This window comes from Streptomyces seoulensis, assembly GCF_004328625.1.
Taxonomy (GTDB): Bacteria; Actinomycetota; Actinomycetes; order Streptomycetales; family Streptomycetaceae; genus Streptomyces; species Streptomyces seoulensis.
Genome location: NZ_CP032229.1, coordinates 3,929,053 through 3,945,412 on the forward strand (window position 1 = coordinate 3,929,053; position 16,360 = coordinate 3,945,412).

The window sequence follows — 16,360 nt, forward strand, 5'->3', positions numbered from 1 at the left end:
ATCAGAATCGCATCCGCGCAGGTCACACCGTACGCATTCCGGGCAATGCCTCAGCCCGCGTGGCAGCCCAGCAGTTCGGCGGTGCCGCCCTTGGCGGTCGTACGGAGCGTGACGACCTTGTCGACCCGGGTGTCCGGCCCGGAGAAGCGGAAGTCGGCCCGGCCGACCTCGGTCCCGTCGGCCGACTGGGAGCGCAGCGTGCAGTAGCCGTCGACACCGGCGTCCCGGTGGACCTCCAGGTGCACCCGGACCGCGTGGTCACTGGCCTGGAAGGTGATGACCTGGGCGCTGATCTCGTTCTTGGCCACGTAGTGGTAGGCGAAGTAGCCGACCAGTGCGAGCAGGGCCGCGCCCAGTACCGCGCCGAGGATCTTGAGCCGGTGGTCGGCACGCTCGTCCGAGGAGCGGCCGTAGCGGCCCTCGGGCAGCCGCGTGCTCGCCGTAGCCATGATCGTCCTCTCCGCGGAATTATTCGCCCCCCGATTCGGTCACTATAGAAGCCTGCCGCCCGCCCTCCGATCGCCGCCCCAGGGACGACGTCCGCCAGGCACGGCACCCGTTGACTGCCCCACCGACCGCGGGGCGCCGACCAACAAGGAACGAGTCTTGACTGACCAGCTGCGACTGATGGCCGTCCACGCGCACCCCGACGACGAGTCGAGCAAGGGCGCGGCCACCATGGCGAAGTACGTGTCCGACGGGGTGGACGTGCTGGTGGTGACCTGCACCGGTGGAGAGCGCGGGTCCATCCTCAACCCCAAGCTCCAGGGCGACGCGTACATCGAGGAGCACATCCACGAGGTGCGCAAGAAGGAGATGGACGAGGCCCGCGAGATCCTCGGGGTCAAGCAGGAGTGGCTCGGCTTCGTCGACTCCGGCCTGCCCGAGGGCGACCCGCTGCCGCCGCTGCCCGAGGGCTGCTTCGCGCTGGAGGACGTCGAGAAGGCGGCCGGCGAGCTGGTCCGCAAGATCCGCGCGTTCCGCCCGCAGGTGATCACCACCTACGACGAGAACGGCGGCTACCCGCACCCCGACCACATCATGACCCATAAGATCTCGATGGTGGCGTTCGAGGGCGCGGCGGACACCGAGAAGTACCCGGAGGCCGAGTTCGGCCCCGCCTACCAGCCGCAGAAGCTGTACTACAACCAGGGCTTCAACCGCCCCCGCACCGAAGCCCTGCACCAGGCGATGCTCGACAGCGGGCTGGAGTCGCCGTACGCGGACTGGCTCAAGCGCTGGAAGGAGTTCGAGCGGGTCGAGCGCACGCTCACCACGCACGTTCCCTGCGCGGACTTCTTCGAGATCCGGGACAAGGCGCTGATCGCGCACGCCACCCAGATCGACCCCGACGGCGGCTGGTTCAAGGTCCCGATGGAGCTCCAGAAGAAGGTCTGGCCCACCGAGGAGTACGAGCTGGCGAAGTCCCTCGTGGACACCTCCCTCCCCGAGGACGACCTCTTCGCGGGCATCCGGGACAATGCCTGACATGAGCGCAAGCGTGAGCCTCGCAGTGACGCATCTCGTCCCCCTCGCCAAGGAGATCGACGAGAACAAGGTCACCCCCGGTGTCCTCGGCTTCATCGTGTTCGCGGTGATGGCCCTGGCCGTCTGGGGGCTGATGAAGTCGATGAGCAAGCACATGGGCAAGGTCGACTTCAAGGAGGCGCCCGCCGAGGGCGAGACCTCCGCCACGAAGACGGAGTCCCGGCAGGGCTGACCCCGCCGGGCGGAACCCACCGACGGGCGCGACCGGAACGACGGCCGCGCCCCGCCGGCGCCTCGCCCACCCCTTCTCACCCCTTCTCGGGGACCGGCACTCCCAGCACATCGCGGGCGTGCCGGGCCGGGGTCATGCGCAGCCGCCACGCCTGCCAGCCCGACTCCAGGCTCACGCCCCGCTCCAGCAGCAGGGCGTACGCCGGGGCGCAGTCGGTGAGCCGCTCGTCGCGTGCCGGATGCGCGGCCCGGACCAGTCGGGCCAGCTCCTCCTGCGCGACCGCCGTGCCCACCTCGGTGCCGCCCGGCGCCGCGTACGGCAGCAGCGTGCAGCGCAGGAACCGTGCCCAGTCCTCACCGCGCCGGTCGCCGTAGGCGGTGAACAGGGTCAGCGCCTCGTCGCACAGGGCCAGCGCCTGCTGGGTGCGCTCGTTGCCCGCGTCCACCACGGCCAGCTCCAGGCAGGTCCACGCCTCGCCGTGCGGCACCCCGACCCGCTGGAAGTCGGCGCGGGCGTCGACCAGCAGCTGGCGGGCGAAGCCGGAGTTGCGCAGCGAGCCGGTCTGCGCGGCGCGCTGGTCGCGGGTCACCCGGGCCGAGTGGTGCCGGGCGCAGGCCAGCCCGTACACGTCCCGCATCCGGGAGAACATCGTGCGCGAGCGCTCCAGCTCCCGCACCGCCCGGTCCAGGTCGCCGGTCTCCTCCAGCGCCTGCCCGAGGTGGTACAGCGTCCACGCCTCGCCGCGCGCGTCCTCGTTGTCCCGGTGCTTCCCGGCCGCCCGGCGCAGCCCCTCCTCGGCCGCCGCCGCGTCCCCGTCGACCAGCCGGGCCCGCGCGAGCTGGGTCAGCGCCCACGCCTCGCCGCGCGCGTCACGGGTGCGCCCGTACCGCTCCAGCGCGGCCCGCAGCTCGTCCTCCGCGCGAGGTACGTCGCCCATGCACAGGGCGAGCTGGCCGAGCTGGTAGTGCGCCCACGCCTCGCCGTGCACCGAGCCGCCCGCCCGGTGCAGCACCAGCGAGCGCCTCAACAGGTCCAGCGCCTCCGGCAGCCGGGCCCGGTCGCGCTGTACGGCGGCCAGCGCGTGCATCGTCCACGCGCGGTCGGTGGCGAGCTGCGGGGGAGCCTGGAGGTCCATCGCCTCCTGGAGCTTGGCCGCCGCCTCGGTCAGGTTGCCCTGGTGGTGCAGGGTGATGCCCAGTGAGCAGAGCGCACGGGCGGCGCCCGCGTCGTGGTGCGCCTCCCGGTACAGGTCCACCACCGAGGCCAGCGTGGTGCGGGCCTTGTCCAGCTCACCGATCTGCCGGGCCGCGATACCGGTACGCCACTGCACCGAGCGCATCAGCAGCCCCTCGTCCACGGCCTGCGCCAGCTCGTTGATCTCACCCAGCCGGTACAGGTCGCCTCGCAGCAGGCAGTAGTCGCACAGCGCGCCCAGCAGGTTCAGCACCGCGCCCTGGTCCACGCCCTCGGCCTGGCGCAGGGTGGCCGTGATGAAGCTGGTCTCGTCGTCCAGCCAGCGCAGCGCCTCCTCCAGCGAGACGAAGCCGTGCGAGCCGAACCGGTCCGAGCGCGTCGACATGTTGCCGTCGACCAGGCGCAGCACCGAGTCGGCCAGCTCCGCGTAGTTCACGATCAGCCGTTCCTGCGCGGCCGTGCGCTCGGCCTGCTCCTCCTCGTCCAGCAGCCGGGCCCCGGCGAAGGCGCGGACCAGATGGTGCAGCCGGTACCGGTCGCCGCGCACATGGTCCAGCAGCCCGGCGCGGGCCAGCGCGGCCAGATGCCGGCCCGCCTCCTCCTCGCCGGTGCCCAGCAGCGCGGCGGCCGCCGCCACGCCCAGCGAGGCCCGCCCGGCCAGCGCGAGCCGGCGCAGCAGCCGGCGGGCGGGCTCCGGCTGGTCGGAGTAGCGCAGCCACAGCGCCCGCTCCACCGGCTCGACCGGTCCGTACGCGGCCAGGTCCGCCGCCAGCCCGCTCGCCGACCGGGCGCCGAGCGCCGAGCCCGCGCAGCGCAGCGCCAGCGGCAGGCCGCCGCACAACTCCGCGATCCGCGCGGTGGATTCGGCGTCGTAAGGGTGGCCGGAGTCCTGCGCGGAGGCGGTCAGCAGCTCCTCGGCACCGGTCGCGTCCAGTGCCTTCACAGGCAGGTGGTGCACCCAGGCGGGCAGGTCGGCGTCGAGTTCCAGCGGGGTCCGGGAGGTGACCAGGACCAGGCTGTCGGAGCGCTCCGGGACCAGCGCGCGGACCTGGGCCGGGTCGGAGGCGTCGTCCAGCACGATCGTCACGGGCAGCCCGGCCAGGTGCTGGTGGTACAGCTCGCCGAGCCGTTTGAGCTGCTGTTCGGGGGAGGAGTGCTCGCGGAACAGCAGCTGCTCGCGGGGGGCGCCGAGCCGGTTCAGCAGATGCAGCAGGGCGTCGCGGGTGGGCAGCGGACGGGTCTCAACGCCGTCGCCGCGCAGGTCGACGACGACCGCGCCCCGGAAGTGGTCGCGCAGCTCGTGCGCCGCCCGTACGGCCAGCGTGGTGCGGCCCGCGCCGGGCTCGCCGTGCAGGACGACCACCGTCGGCCGGGTCTCCGACTCCGCGCGGGCGGCCCGCGCCCACTGTCCGATCCGCGCCAGCTCATCGGAACGGCCCGCGAACAGGTCCTCCGGTTCCGGGAGTTGACCGAAGGACTGTTCCAGTACGGTCCGGCGCCGGGCCGCCGCGCTCTTGTCGGCGCCGCGCAGCGCCGGGCCGGTCTTCTTGCCCTGCGCGGTGGAGGCGGCGAGCATCCGCTGCTGGTCCAGGAAGGGGCGGATGCCGCGCACCTCCAGCGCGGTCAGCCACTGCAGCCGCAGCTGCTCGGCGCCGCCGGGCTGGCTCGCCGCGCCCTTGCGGTGATGGGCGGCGGGCAGATGCGTACCGGCCACCTTCACCACCGTCGCGGCGGCGCCGACGACCCCCACGACGACGCCCGCGCCGAGCGCGGTGCCCGCACCGGTGCCGAGGGACAGGTCGGCGACGGCCGCGGCGACGGCCGCGACGGCGGCGACCAGCAGCGGGGTGCCGGCGCCCTCGCGGGCGTAGCGCCGGCCGAAGCTGAGCCGGTCCGCCTCGGACTCGTCGAGTGCGCGGGTGTACGCGGCGTACTCCTCGTCCGCCGCCCCGGCCATCCCGTCCAGCGCGGCGCGCGCCCGCGTGAGCAGCAGCTGCCCGTCGGTCCGCCCGCCCGACCGCCGCACCTCCTCCTCCACGGCCCGCACCACCAGCCGCTCGGCCTCACCCCGATGCCCGTCCCGCATACGTCCCCCTCTCCGCCAACTCCTTTGCGCACCAGTGTGCTTCGGGGGAGGGGGGAGCGCGAGGGGGCGTGGATCAGGTGTGCGCCGCCAGGGCGGAGTCGGTGTCGGCGAGCGCGAGGAGGGCGTTGATGTGGGCACCGGCCAGTGCCCCGGCCGCCGCGGCGGCGCCCACCTGCGCGGTCAGGTCGGTGGCGTTGCCCGCCACCCACACCCCGGGTACGTCCGTCGTCCCGGCCGCCCCGGAGGCGTAGCGGCGCCCCACCCCGTCGGGCAACTCCTCAAGGGGCAGGCCGAGTTCCGTAAGCCCCTCCGTACGAGCCTCCAGTCGGCTCGCCACCGCGAGCACGCGCCGTGCCACGACCTGACCGTCCGCGAGCCGTACCCCGCTCAGTGCGCCGGTCCCGTCGTCGACGACCTCGGTGACCGGGGTGTCGACCACCCGGATGCCCCGCGCGGCGAACCTGGCCCGGGTGTCCGCGTCGAGGTCGGTGGTTCCGGTGAAGTAGACCAGATCCTCGGTCAGTTGGCGGAACAGCAGTGCGTGATGGACGGAGGCGGGGCCGGTGGCGAGCACCCCGATGGGCTCGTCGCGCACCTCCCATCCGTGGCAGTACGGGCAGTGCACCACGCTGCCGCCCCAGTGCCGGGCCAGCCCGGGGACCTCGGGCAGTACGTCCCGCAGACCGGTGGCGACGAGCACGCGGCGGGCGGTGAGGCGCCGGCCGTCGGCGAGGGTGACGCCGAACCGGAGATCCCCCTCGGCGCCCGGCTCGACCGCGACGACCTCCCCGGACACCACGAGCCCCCCGTAGCCCCGTACCTGTTCCCTCCCTCTGCGGAGCAGCTCGTCCGGGGCCATCCCGTCCAGCACGAGGAAGCCGTGCATGGCCTTCGCGGGGGCGTTCCGGGGTGTCCCGCTGTCGATGACGACGACGGAGCGCCGCGAACGGGCCAGCATCAGCGCCCCGTTCAGCCCGGCGGCACCACCACCGATCACGACGACGTCGACCGTCTCCTCGGGCAGGGGGTCACTCATGTCCGGAGCCTTTCTCGTGGGCGGGGGTTTCCCACGAGGCTAGGCCGGACTTTGCTGTCGGGGCATGCGAACTTGCCGGGACGGCAAAGAGCGGCTGCGCGGGAGCAGCAGGTGAAGGCGGTGAGGGCGACGATCAGCCCCGCCGTCGTGGCCACGCTGTCGGCGAGCAGTCGGCCGGTGAGGACGAAGACGGGTGCCCCTCAGGCCAGTTCGTCGAGTGCCGTCAGGATGGCGGACGGTTCGGCGCGGGCCGTGTAGTCGGGGTCGACGAAGGACCAGCGGATCACGCCGGCGCGGTCGATGACGTAGGTCGCGGGGAGGGGGAGGGTGCGGGGGTGGCCGGCGTTGACGCGCTGGAGGTCGAAGCCGAGCTTGTCGTAGACGGCGGCGAGGTCGTCGGGGAGGTCGAAGGCGAGGCCGTACTGCTTGGCGGTGTCGGAACCGAGGTCGCTGAGGACGTCGAAGGCGAGGCCGTGCTTCTCCGCCAGGGAGAGGGACTCGTCCGGGATCTGTGGGGAGACGGCCACCAGGCGGGCGCCGCGCGCGGGGATCTCCTCGTGCCGCTGCTGGAGGGCGCGCAGGGCGATGTTGCAGTACGGGCACCAGGCGCCGCGGTAGAAGGTCAGGACGACCGGGCCCCTGGCGAGCAGGCCGTCCAGGGTGACGGTCTCTCCGGTCGCGGAGGGGAGGCTGAAGCGCGGGGCCTGCGCGCCGGTGGTCAGGGCGTGGCCGGCCTGCCCGGAGTCGGTGAGCTCCTGGCCGGCGCGCCGCATGATCTCCCGGACCTCGGCGGGGATCTGCTGCTGGCGGGCTTCGAAGAAGGTGCGCAGTTCCGCGTTCAGGGTGGTCATGGTGGTCGTTCCTCCCGGGGGACGGCTGGAGCGGGGCGGGGTCAATCTTGAAATGACTGTTCCAAGATAGGGGCATGCGTGGCCCCGCGCCAGCCGTGCGGAGGTGCCGGACGGTCAGAGGCTGCCGTGCGGAGGCGCCGGACGGTCAGAGGCTGGTGAACGGATGGTGGTCGGCCAGGGCCAGAGCCTTGACGAAGGCGGCGAAGTGCACCGCGCGGCGGGCGAGGAAGCGGCGGAGCCGGGGCGTGCGCGACCCGTACGCGGCCGCCCAGAGCGTTGGTATGCGATTCATCCGGGCATGGTCGCGACGCACCGGGCGCCCCCGGGTGGATCGTGGATGAACCTGGATGCCGCCGCGCAGGTGGCCCGGCCGTCCGGCGCGGTGCCACCGGTGTCTTTGCCGGATGTTGCACGCGGAGTATCTTGGAATTCCTATTTCAGGATGGCGAGGTGAAACATGCCGGACATCAAGCACTTCGACCCCGACGCCACCCTGGAGACCGTGGTGCGGCTGTTCTGGCGGCAGGGCGTGGCCTCGACCGGTATCCAGGACGTGGTGACCGCGACCGGCCTCAACCGGTCCAGCCTGTACGCCACGTTCGGCGGCAAGCAGGAGCTGTACCTCGCCGCCCTGCGCCGCTACCTGGAGCTGCGTTCGCAGCCGGTCTTCCGGCGCGTGGCCGAGGACGAGCGCGGTCTCCCGGCCGTCTCCGAGTTCTTCGCCGGCCTGATCGAGGCCCGCTGCTCGGGCGAGTACGCCCGGTGGGGCTGCATGGTCTCCAACGCGCACGCCGGGGCCGAGAACAGCGACCCGGAGGTGCGCGGCCTGCTGGACCAGCACCACCGTGAACTGCGCGAGGCGATGTACGCGGCGCTGACGACCGCCGAACGCCAGGGGCAGCTCGCCCCCGGCACCGACGCCGGCGCCGCCGCCGACCTGCTGGCCCTGCTCGCCTACGGCGTCAACCTCCGCTCCCGCGCGGGCGCCGACGCCGAGGTACTGCGGGGGACCGTGACGGCGGCCCTGGGGTCGATGGCGGCCTAGACGAATCAGCCGGGGTGGGGTGTGGACGACGGACCCGTGCCGAGTACGGGAGGCCGGTTGCCCCCGGTCTCCTTAAGGCTCCCGGTGTAGTCGCCCTCAGCGGTGGCATCGATGCCGTCGGGGGCCTTGAGGGCCTTGAGGGCGAAGGTGAGGATCACGGTGACGACGACGTTCAGCACGAAGGCCGTGAGGCCGAGGTAACCGGTCTCGCCGATGCCGGGGATCTCCTTGGCGGAGCCGCCGAAGTGTTTCTGGGTGGGGGAGGCGACGCCGTAGGCGGCGAGGGTGCCGTAGAGCATGCCGGCGGCCCAGCCGGCGAGCAGGGCCCAGCGGTGGAACCAGCGGGTGAAGAGGCCGCCGACCAGGGCGGGGAAGGTCTGGAGGATCCAGATCCCGCCCAGGAGCTGGAAGTTGATGGCGACGGTCTTGTCCATGGTGAGGACGAAGACGAGCGCGCCGACCTTGACCAGCAGGGAGACGAGCTTGGAGACCTTGGTCTCCTGCTCGGGCGTCGCGTCGGGCTTGATGAAGTCCTTGTAGATGTTGCGGGTGAAGAGGTTCGCGGCCGCGATCGACATGATCGCCGCCGGGACGAGCGCGCCGATCCCGATCGCGGCGAAGGCGACGCCCGCGAACCAGTCCGGGAACATGTCCTCGAACAACTGCGGGATCGCGAGCTGTCCGTTGGTGACCTTCACCCCGGCCGCGATCGCCATGAACCCCAGCAGCGCCAGCAGACCCAGCATGAAGGTGTAGAGGGGCATCACCGTCGTACTGCGCCGGATCACCTCGCGGCTGCGGGACGACAGGGTCGCGGTGATCGAGTGCGGATACATGAACATCGCCATCGCGGAGCCCAACGCCAGCGTGGCGTAAGTCCATTGAGCCGCCGGAGCCGGCAGCAGGCCGCCCGCACCGGCAGCGGTGTACTTCTCGCCCGCCGCTGCGAAGACGTGCCCGAACCCGCCCAGCTTGATCGGGATGTAGATGATCGCCACCGCGATGACGAGGTAGATCAGCGTGTCCTTCACGAACGCGATCATCGCGGGCGCCCGCAGCCCCGACGAGTAGGTGTACGCGGCCAGCACGCCGAAGGCGATCAGCAGCGGCAGGTCCTTCACGAACCAGTTGGCGTCCTCACCGCCGCCCACGCCCATCACGTCCAGCACCGCCTGGATTCCCACCAGTTGGAGCGCGATGTACGGCATCGTCGCCAGGATTCCCGTGAAGGCCACCGCCAGCGAAAGACCCTTCGAACCGAAGCGGCCCCGCACGAAGTCCGCCGTGGTGACGTACCCGTGGCGATGGCACACCGACCACAGCCGGGGCAGGAAGGTGAAGATCAGCGGATACACCAGGATCGTGTACGGCACCGCGAAGAACCCGGCCGCCCCGGTCGCGTAGACCGCAGCCGGGACGGCCACGAACGTATAGGCCGTGTAGACGTCGCCGCCGAGCAGGAACCACGTGATCCAGGTGCCGAACGACCGGCCGCCCAGACCCCATTCGTCGAGGCTGTGCGCGTTGTCGGCCCTGCGCCAGCGTGAGGCGAGGAAGCCCATGACCGTGACGGCCAGGAAGAAGAGGATGAAGACGGCGAGGGCGACGCCGTTCACGCCGTTCGGCATGGCTGCTCCGGTGCGGGGACGAGGGACTGCGGGCGGGTGGGCGCATGCGGGCCGGCCGGGCGCTCGCGCGTCCGGCCGGCCGACGGGTCAGACATGGACGGGCTCGGCCTCGTTCGGCGGCGGCCCGGAGGCGGCGGCGGGCTCGGGCGGGGACATCCCCTGTTCGAGCCGTTCCGGCAGCGCCCGGCGGTACAGCGGCATGGCGCCCGCGGTGGTGATGACGGCGACCAGGACCAGCATGGAGAAGACGTCCTGGGTGATCATCCCCTGGGCGAGACCGATGTTGATGAAGATGAGGATCATCAGGCCGCGGGCGTTCATCAGCCCGCCGACCGCCCAGGACTCGCGCCAGGTGAAGCCGACCCCGCGCATGGCGAGGGCGCAGCCCGCGTACTTGCCGACGAAGCCCGCCGCCAGGATCAGCAGGAACGGGCCGATCATGGCCCAGCCGGCGATGCCGCCGAGTTCCGTGTTGAGGCCGGAGAAGGCGAAGAAGATCGGCAGGAGCAGCACGCAGACGACGTCCATCATGCGGCTGTGCAGCGCCTCCCGGAAGGCGGGGTCGCGGGGCATCGCCAGGCCGGCGATGAAGCCGCCGAAGACGGAGTAGATGCCGATGTAGTCGGTGAACAGCCCCGCCAGCAGCACGATGGCCATCACGAGGTACATCTGGTCGAAGCCGAAGTGGCCGGTGCGCGCCACCCGGGCGCCCAGAGGCCGGAGCAGCCGGGCGACCACGGTGAGCATGACGACGGCGAACAGCGCCGTGAACCCCAGCGTGCGCAGGGCGTGTGCGGCGCCGGCGCCGCTGTGCATGGCCGACAGGACGGCCAGGAAGCACCAGGCGGCCGCGTCGTCGACCGAGGCCCCCAGCAGGGTCATCCGGCCCAACGGCGAGTTCTCCAGCCGCCGTTCGTAGAGGATGCGGGCCAGCATCGGGAACGCGGTGATCGACAGGGCGCCCCCGATGAAGAGCGTGAACTCGAACGTGGAGACGCCGGGGCGGCAGAGCCGGTCGTAGAGGAGGTACGCGGCTCCGGCGCCGAGCAGCAGGGACGGGAGGATGCCCGACAGGGCGAGGACGGCGGCGTTCCTGGTGTCCTTCCTGCCGTTGCCGCCGCCGTGGTCGAGTCCGGCGCCGACCAGGAACATGAAGACTGTCAGGCCGATGGTGCTCAGGACGTAGAGGACGGGTTTCACCTCGGGGGCGAAGACCGCCTTCTGCGCGGCGGGGAACAGGGCGCCGAACAGGGTGGGGCCGAGGAGGACGCCGGCCACCATCTCGCCGAGCACCCGGGGCTGCTTCACCAGCAGGGCGAGGCGGCCGCAGAGGGCCGACGCGGCGAGGATGACCACGATCGCGGGCAGGACGTGGAGGACGAGGTCGAGGTTCTTGTCGGTGGTCGCGGCCAGCTGGACCGCGTGGTGCGTGGAGTGCACGACGGCTCCCGTGTCAGGAACGGACGGGGACGGAGGGCCCGCGCGGGTCCTCGGAGGCCGGGCGGCCGCGCGCGGGCCGGTGCGCGGGCAGCTTCAGGACGGCGGGCCAGCGCGGGTCGTCGGGGGCGACGACGAGGAAGCGGGCGTACCAGCTGTCGAAGAACGACAGGACGAACATCGGCAGCAGGGTCCAGATGGCCACCTGCTCCAGCGGCCCGTTGCCGGTGAGCGCGGCGATGATGACCACCACGAACACGTTGGGGTAGGTCATGGCGGTGTAGTCGTCGAGCGTCTGGACGTGCCGGCGCCGCTTGAGCAGCGCGGCGATGAGGCGCAGTCCGACGGCGACCCCCAGCGCGGTCGGCGCGTAGGCGGTGAAGCCGTCCAGGTCGAGCCTGAGGCAGACCAGCACGATGAACGCGGTGAGCAGCAGCACCGCCACATAGCCGTTGCGCTCGCCGTACTTGGCCGTGCGGATGGGGGAGCGTTCCCGCATCCGCTTGACCAGGAGGTACACCGCCGTGACCATGCCGGTCGAGGTGGCCGCGCTGATGGCGAGCGCCGGGGCGAGGTGCCCGTGCAGGGTCAGGGCCAGTACGGCCGAGAACGACACGGTGGCGGCCAGCGAGGAGAGCAGCACCTGGGCGAACGTCGGCATGATCATCCCGCCGAGGCAGCGGCTGACCGTCATCGCCACCACCGAGCTGGGCGTGGCGAGGAACACGGCCGCGATCGCCGCCGTACTCGTACTGTCCGCGTGCGACCAGCGCACCAGGACCGCGAAGGCGATCGGCAGCGCGAGGTAGCGCAGGGCGACGGAGCGGAGGATGCCCCGGTCGGTGACGAACGTCCGGGCGTTCTCCAGCTCGATCCGGCACATGGTGATGACGCTGGCCAGCACCAGGAGCAGGAGCAGCACATACGGCGAGGTGGCCATCCGCAGCCCCGCCACGTTGGCGACCAGACCCGCCGCCAGGCCCGCGCAGAAGACCACGGGATGGTTGACGACGATCCAGTCGTAGACCATGTTCAGGGTCTTGTTCTCGTTCTTCACATAGCTGTGGATGCGATCGCCTTGCAGCATCTGGGAGTTGGGCAGCCGCAGGTCGTACGACTCGTCGGCCGGCCGGTCCAGGATGAACCGGCAGATCAGCTCGACGACGTACTTGTGCGAGACCACGCAGACCGTCTCGCCGCGCCGCAGCGCGGGCAGCAACTCCCCTTCGTAGAAGCCGTGCACGCGGTCCCGGAACTGCTGGAAGGTCTCGCCGCCGCGCAGGGTCGGGCTGTCGGCGTTCATGGCCCGCTCGTACTCGGCGATGCCGTGGCGGCGCTGGAGGATCGACTTGCTCTCCAGGGTGTAGCTGCCGAAGTCCCGTTCCATCAGGCGGTCGTCGACCACGGTCTCGGGGGAGGCGGCGCCCGGGGTGCCGATGCCGAAGACGGTGCCGGCGGTCTCGTAGGCGCGGGTCAGCGGGGAGACGTAGACCCGGTCGAAGTGCCGGCCGTGGTGGCCCTTGGCGACCTTCTCGGCCTGGATGCGGCCGAGGAGGGTCAGCGGTGCGTCGCGCTGGCCCGCGATGCGGTGGACGGAGTTGCAGGTCGATTCGCCGTGCCGGACCATGAACAACCGGCTCAGCAGCTCCTGTTGGCCGGTGCCGGTCATCACGCGCCCTTCTTCGGGGCGTACTTGACCTGGCCGCTGTACTGGGAGTCCCAGCCCGCCAGCTTGGTGATGTCGCACAGGCTGTGCACCGCGTGCTTCTCCACCAGCGTGGCCAGCAGGGCGACCGCCCGCCGGGCCTGCGGCGCGGTGAGCTCGAACTCGCGGGCCAGATCGGCACCGAAGTCCGCCAGGTCCTCGTCGAGGATCGCCCGGTACTTGCGGCGCTCGGTGCGGTCCTGGGCCGTGAGGTGGTTGAGGGCGTTGGGGAAGCCGCGTTCGTGGGCGTAGCCCTGGAGGCGTTCGCGCAGCCGGGTGGCCCGGGGCTCCTCGGTGGTGAGGTCGGCGGCGATCCAGTCGCTGCTGCGGATCAGGCAGTGGTGGATGCCGTCGGGGATGTCCATCTGCTCCTCGTCACTCGCGGACCTGAGGCGGCGCAGCACCTCCATCGCCGTGTCGAAGCACTGGTTGCGCAGGGTGCCGATGCTGAACACGAACGCCCCGAGCCGCCCGCGCCGGGAGGTCTCGTCGCCCTGACGCATCGGGCCGACGCCGAACAGGTCGGCCGCCGTGGTGCCGTCGGCGGCGATCAGCTCGCCGTGCGGGCCGACCTCGACGCCCCGGTGGGTGCTGGTCTGGGGGCGCGCGTAGCCGTGGCCGTTGACCAGGCCGTTCCACAGGGGGTGGTCGGGGCGCTCGTAGTCGGTCTTGTTGCCCAGGCAGTTGACGACCCGGTCGACGACGACGTCCGGGCGGCCGTCGAAGACCACCCGGATCTTCGTGCCGTCCTCGATCGGGCGCATGTCCTGGACGCCCGCGCTGAGCACGTCGACGGTCTTCGGGGCGCCGTTGTACCCGCGCATCCGGCTGCGCACGACCCCGCCGATCTCCTGCACGGTGCTGGTGCGGCTGGTGACGATCAGGCTCTTGTACCGGTCGAGCAGCATCCGTACGTCACCGGCGTCCATGCGGGAGACCAGCTCGATGACGTACGGCTCCCACGCCTTCATCACCCGCTCGGGGAAGACGGCTTCGAGGGGGCTGCCCGGCTCCACGCCGTGCTCCTCGCGCAGCCGGGCGTACTCCGCCCTGATCCCCTCCACCACCACCTCGGGGGTGAGTTCCCCGGCGTTCAGGAAGGCGGGGCGGGCGGCCTGCCAGATGTCGTGCTCGTGGTCGGCGGGGTAGGTGCCGTGCAGGTGGCCGCCGCGCGAGCAGATCAGGATCTGTCCCCGGTGCCCGGCGTGGACGAGGGAGACCACCGTGTCGAAGGCGGACAGCGCCGATCCGGTGACCAGGACGCTCTCCTCGGCGCCGACGGCCCGGAACCAGTCCTGGGCGCCGGGGGCGTAGGGGTCGGCGAGGAAGCGGGCGGAGTCCTTGACGCGGTGGTGGAAGGGCGCCTGCACGGGCGCGAGATGGCCGGTGGCGAGGACGACCTGGTCCGACGGCAGGTCGTGCACACCGCCCTGCGGTCCGGCGTCGGCGTACCTGACGGTGTAGCCGCCGTCCCGCCGCCGTACGTCGATGACCTCGCCGGTGAGTTCCCGCAGCGTCACCTCGGCGTGGGCGTCGGCGGCCGCGCCGCGCAGCCGTTCGGCCAGGTACTGGCGGAAGATCCGGCGCGGTACGACGCAGGCCACGCCGAAGGAGTGGTACTGCCACCGCCGGGGCCAGCCGGAGCGGTCCGCCTCCTCGTTGGCCCACTCCAGGAAGTCCTCCGGGCGCTCGCGGCGCAGGGTGATGCGGCCGGCCTGGATGTTGAGCATGTGCTCCCAGTTGGTGGACGCCCAGCCGAAGGCGACGCCGCCGTAGCGGTAACCCTCCTCCCGCTCGATCAGGCAGATCTCCAGCGGGGCGTCGGCGAAGTGGAGGAGCCGGATGGCGGTGAGCGTGCCGGAGAAACCGGCACCGACGACGGTTACGCGCCGGGTGCCCGGCGCCGCCCCGCGGTCCCGACCGGGCGGGTCCGGCATGGTGCTGTGCTGCGTTTCCACGATCTTGACTCCTTCGATGCGGGGAGTGGTGAGCGGAGACGGGCCTCAGCATCGGGACGGAATCCGGGGCTCCGGACGGATCGTGGATGATCCTGGACGCGCTGCGGGACGGGTGGCCGAGGGGCGGATATCGCTTGACACTCGCGGGCCCGTTCCGTCTAACTTGGAACAGACGTTCCAGGTTGAACGTGGCTCAGAGTCTTCACGGGGGAGGATGTTCGTGCCGCAGCTGTTTGATCCCACGAAAGCCCGCACGATGGACGAATTCATCGCGGAACTCAGGCTGTTGAAGGTGTGGGCTGACAACCCGTCCATCACCGAGATCACCCGGCGCGTCCACCGGGACTGGCGGCGCGCGGGACGCCCGCGCGGCGAGTGGCCGGCCCGTTCCACGGTGGGCAACTGCTTCCAGCGGGGCCGCCGCCGCCCCAACACCGACCTGCTGCTGGCCGTGGTCCAGGCGCTCGTCGGCCCGGACGAGGCCGTCGTCTCCCTCTGGCGGCAGTCGCTGCGCGCCGTGCTCGGCGAGGCGGAGGCCGCCGCCCGGGTGAGCGCCTACGACCGGCTGCCCGCGCGGCCCGCCGCGTTCGTCGGCCGCGCGGACCTGACGGCCTCGGCGGAGCGGGCGCTGGCCGTCGGCGGGGCGCCGCTGCTGCTGGAGGGCATGGCGGGCGCGGGCAAGACGGCGCTCGCCCTGCACCTCGCCCACCGGAGCCTCGCGGGGGAACATCCCGACACCCCGGTGCTGTTCGCGAACCTGCGCGGCTCGGCCGCCGGCGAACCGCCCGCCGATCCCGCCGCCGTGCTGGAGACCTTCCTGCGGCTGCTCGGCATCACCGGCGACCGCATCCCGTACGACCTCCGCGGGCGGACGGCGCTGTACCGCCAACTCCTCGTGGACACGCGGGCGCTGATCGTCCTGGACGACGTGGCGGACCGCGAGCAGTTACGCCCGCTGCTGCCGGGAGTTCCCGGCTGCCGCACCCTCGTCACCAGCCGGCGCGCCCTGCCCGGCCTCACCGGGGTCTCCCGCCTTCCCGTACCGCCGCTCGCCCCGGCGGACTCCGTCGTCCTGCTGCGCTCGGCGGCCGGGACCGAACGCGTCACCCCGGACGGCCCGGCCGTCCGGCAGATCACCGGACTGCTCGGCCACCACCCCCTCGCCCTGTCGGTCATAGGCCGCCACATGCGGGACCACCCCACCTGGGCGCTCAGCGACTACTACCGCGAGCCCCTGATCACCCTGGCCCTGGAGGACGGCGTACGCACCGCGCTGGCCGCCTCCGACGCCCGGCTGTCACACGGTGCGCGGCAGCTGCTCCGCCTGCTGGCGCTCCACCCGCCCGGGGAGGTGGACTGCGCGACGGCCGCCGTACTCGCGGGCGAACCGCCCGCCGCCGCCGAGACCCACCTCACCGCCCTGGCGGCGGAGCACCTCGTCGACCGCCCCGCTTCCGGCTCCGCCCGGCTCCACCCGCTCACCCACGCCTACGCCGAGGAACGCCTCTGCATCGACGTCCCCGCCACCCGCATCCGCCAGGCCCTCGTACGCCTCCTGAAACACGGCCACCACCGAGGCACCACCCCCCACCTCGACACCCGAACCCTCCGCGGCCTCCACCTCCCGGAGGCGGGCGTACTGCGACAGCTGCGGGAGGGGCGCGTGCTGGCGGCGTGAGGCGCCCGGCGGCACCCTCACC

At 72.1% G+C, this 16,360-nt stretch carries 13 protein-coding genes; 4 read left to right on the forward strand and 9 right to left on the reverse strand.

Translation table 11 applies throughout. From position 1 onward, the window contains the following. Positions 1–50 precede the first annotated feature (50 nt). Positions 51–449, reverse strand: coding sequence for a DUF4307 domain-containing protein (locus tag D0Z67_RS18420; RefSeq protein WP_031180927.1), 399 nt, complete (start codon positions 447–449; stop codon positions 51–53). A gap of 157 nt (positions 450–606) precedes the next feature. Here D0Z67_RS18420 and mca point away from each other — a divergent pair, with 157 nt between their 5' ends. Together mca and D0Z67_RS18430 are read left to right on the forward strand one after the other, a co-directional pair. Continuing rightward, positions 607–1,488, forward strand: a complete 882-nt coding sequence (gene mca / locus D0Z67_RS18425; protein WP_078873245.1) for a mycothiol conjugate amidase Mca — start codon at positions 607–609, stop codon at positions 1,486–1,488. Next, positions 1,481–1,720 (forward strand): hypothetical protein, encoded by a 240-nt coding sequence (locus tag D0Z67_RS18430; protein WP_078873247.1) that lies wholly within the window; start codon positions 1,481–1,483, stop codon positions 1,718–1,720. Before mca ends, D0Z67_RS18430 begins: the two co-directional genes overlap by 8 nt. 76 nt (positions 1,721–1,796) lie before the next feature. Here D0Z67_RS18430 and D0Z67_RS18435 read toward each other — a convergent pair whose 3' ends face one another. From D0Z67_RS18435 to D0Z67_RS29715, 4 genes are all read right to left on the reverse strand, one after another. Then, positions 1,797–5,000: a tetratricopeptide repeat protein gene (locus D0Z67_RS18435; protein ID WP_031180930.1), complete on the reverse strand. Its 3,204-nt coding sequence runs from the start codon at positions 4,998–5,000 to the stop codon at positions 1,797–1,799. A 73-nt stretch (positions 5,001–5,073) separates the two neighbouring features. Then, a complete protein-coding gene (locus tag D0Z67_RS18440; protein WP_031180931.1) occupies positions 5,074–6,036 on the reverse strand; it encodes an NAD(P)/FAD-dependent oxidoreductase in 963 nt (320 codons plus the stop codon). A gap of 200 nt (positions 6,037–6,236) precedes the next feature. Beyond that, positions 6,237–6,887: a peroxiredoxin-like family protein gene (locus D0Z67_RS18445; protein WP_031180932.1), complete on the reverse strand. Its 651-nt coding sequence runs from the start codon at positions 6,885–6,887 to the stop codon at positions 6,237–6,239. Positions 6,888–7,032: 145 nt separating this feature from the next. Further along, positions 7,033–7,179: a hypothetical protein gene (locus D0Z67_RS29715; protein ID WP_165507353.1), complete on the reverse strand. Its 147-nt coding sequence runs from the start codon at positions 7,177–7,179 to the stop codon at positions 7,033–7,035. A gap of 165 nt (positions 7,180–7,344) precedes the next feature. On the opposite strand from D0Z67_RS29715, the gene D0Z67_RS18450 reads away from it, so the two are divergent. Next, the gene (locus D0Z67_RS18450) at positions 7,345–7,932 is read left to right on the forward strand and encodes a TetR/AcrR family transcriptional regulator (RefSeq protein WP_031180933.1); all 588 of its coding nucleotides are present in this window, start codon (positions 7,345–7,347) and stop codon (positions 7,930–7,932) included. A gap of 5 nt (positions 7,933–7,937) precedes the next feature. Here D0Z67_RS18450 and mctP read toward each other — a convergent pair whose 3' ends face one another. From mctP to D0Z67_RS18470, 4 genes are all read right to left on the reverse strand, one after another. After that, positions 7,938–9,560 (reverse strand): monocarboxylate uptake permease MctP, encoded by a 1,623-nt coding sequence (gene mctP, locus D0Z67_RS18455; RefSeq protein ID WP_244942370.1) that lies wholly within the window; start codon positions 9,558–9,560, stop codon positions 7,938–7,940. An 87-nt stretch (positions 9,561–9,647) separates the two neighbouring features. Next, positions 9,648–11,000: a cation:proton antiporter gene (locus D0Z67_RS18460; RefSeq protein ID WP_051887635.1), complete on the reverse strand. Its 1,353-nt coding sequence runs from the start codon at positions 10,998–11,000 to the stop codon at positions 9,648–9,650. A 13-nt stretch (positions 11,001–11,013) separates the two neighbouring features. After that, on the reverse strand, positions 11,014–12,666 hold the full coding sequence (locus tag D0Z67_RS18465) for a histidine phosphatase family protein (protein WP_031180935.1): 1,653 nt from the start codon (positions 12,664–12,666) through the stop codon (positions 11,014–11,016). Continuing rightward, positions 12,666–14,660: an FAD/NAD(P)-binding protein gene (locus D0Z67_RS18470; protein WP_131589670.1), complete on the reverse strand. Its 1,995-nt coding sequence runs from the start codon at positions 14,658–14,660 to the stop codon at positions 12,666–12,668. Before D0Z67_RS18470 ends, D0Z67_RS18465 begins: the two co-directional genes overlap by 1 nt. Before the next feature lie 256 nt (positions 14,661–14,916). On the opposite strand from D0Z67_RS18470, the gene D0Z67_RS18475 reads away from it, so the two are divergent. After that, positions 14,917–16,338 carry an NB-ARC domain-containing protein gene (locus D0Z67_RS18475; RefSeq protein WP_051887638.1) on the forward strand — a complete coding sequence of 474 codons (1,422 nt, stop codon included), beginning with the start codon at positions 14,917–14,919 and terminating at the stop codon, positions 16,336–16,338. Positions 16,339–16,360: the final 22 nt, after the last annotated feature.